The organism is Ruminococcus sp. RTP21204st1_B2_RTP21204_210225, from assembly GCF_040914135.1.
GTDB classification, from domain to species: domain Bacteria; phylum Bacillota; class Clostridia; order Oscillospirales; family Ruminococcaceae; genus Hominimerdicola; species Hominimerdicola aceti.
In genome coordinates this window covers 1-1,445 of sequence record NZ_JBCPGA010000116.1, presented here as the reverse complement: position 1 = coordinate 1,445, position 1,445 = coordinate 1, and the positions used below count along the sequence as shown (strand labels likewise).

The 1,445-nt window shown below is 31.8% G+C and carries 2 protein-coding genes; both read left to right on the top strand.

Annotated elements, in window-relative coordinates:
• Positions 1–307 precede the first annotated feature (307 nt).
• Entirely contained in the window at positions 308–1,048 is a 741-nt protein-coding gene (locus tag AB5123_RS14340; protein ID WP_347503493.1) for a LytTR family DNA-binding domain-containing protein, read from the top strand.
• The coding region (locus tag AB5123_RS14335) for a hypothetical protein (RefSeq protein WP_368365002.1) at positions 1,049–1,445 on the top strand (397 nt) is incomplete at its 3' end.

Genomic DNA, 1,445 nt, shown 5'->3' with positions numbered 1-1,445 from the left:
GGTGCATCGAAGATGACTATACGCAGAAGTATAAGTTGGTAAGACGGACAGTTGACAGCAGACTGCGGAGAATGATAAGTCAAAAAAAGCTGTCGCTGGGTATCAAGGAAGAGCAGGCTCAGAACTATGAATAATCATATTGATTCCGGAATATATAGATGTTTGAATGGCGGATTGTTTGGTGACAATTATTGCAAAGCCAAGCGTTTATATACGGATGTAAGTGATTTTATAACATAATTAATAAAAGGTGTATTGATTTAGTGAAAAATGTTTGATATAATGTCATACAAAGGTGGTGAAGGATGTGCTTAAAATCGCAGTTTGTGATGATAATGAGAGCTTTTTAGAAACATTAAAAAAAATAATTTCAGAGAATGCAATAAATTATTTTAAAGATGTAAATGTTCAAGGTTTCAATAACGGTCAAGGTTTATTGAATCAACACAAGCACATATTTTTTGATGTGATTTTTTTGGATATTGATATGCCTGAATTCACAGGCTTTGATGTTGCAGAAATATTAAGAAAACAAAGAAGGGATTGTTATATAATATTTGTTACAAATCACAATGAACTGGTGTACGGAAGCATGGAATTTCAACCGTTTTACTTTATACAAAAGTCTAGCGTTTCAAGATTAAATAAAGATGTTGTTAATGTTTTAAACAAGCTTTCTGTTTATTTAAAGCAGCACCAAAAAATAATTTTGAGCGATGAAGAGCATGGGCGAATCTGCATTCAATACAGAGACATTTTGTATATTGAAAGTGACAATCATCATGTGAAATATTGTATCTTGGATGAGTATGGTTCACAGATTCATACTAAAGTACGTGCAGTTATCGGTGACCTTGAAAGTGAGCTTGCGGAATACGATTTTCCGAGAGTTCATAAAAAGTATCTTGTTAATCTTAGTCATGTTTTTAATTTGGATATGAAAAATGACGAAGTTATTTTTAAGCAAGGTTTTAGACTTACAATGAGTAGAAAGTACAAACACATGGTTGATACCGATTTTTCAAAATATTTGAGGGAAACGATATAAATGAGTATAATATGGATTGCTTTTGAAGTGATTATAAATTTCTATGAAGGTTTTATGGAAACTTATCATATATATAAGTTTTTGCCTCCGAAAACAGAAAGCACTAAGAAAAACATTATTGCTTTTGCATTGTGTTTCTGTACGCTCGGATTACTGATAACCGTAATGAATTACTTAACGATTTTTGAGGGCATTTTTGGAATTGTCTGCTACTTAATGGCTTTGTTTCTCTATGCCCTAGTGAACAGAAAAGGCAGTATAATAAAAAAACTGTTTGCAGCCACTGTTCCTCTTGTTATGATTTCTTTAATATCTATAATTACGCTTAATTTTGTTTCATCAGTAAATTCAATGTCAATAAAAGAAATAGTTACGGAATCCGGATTTGCTCGTTTTA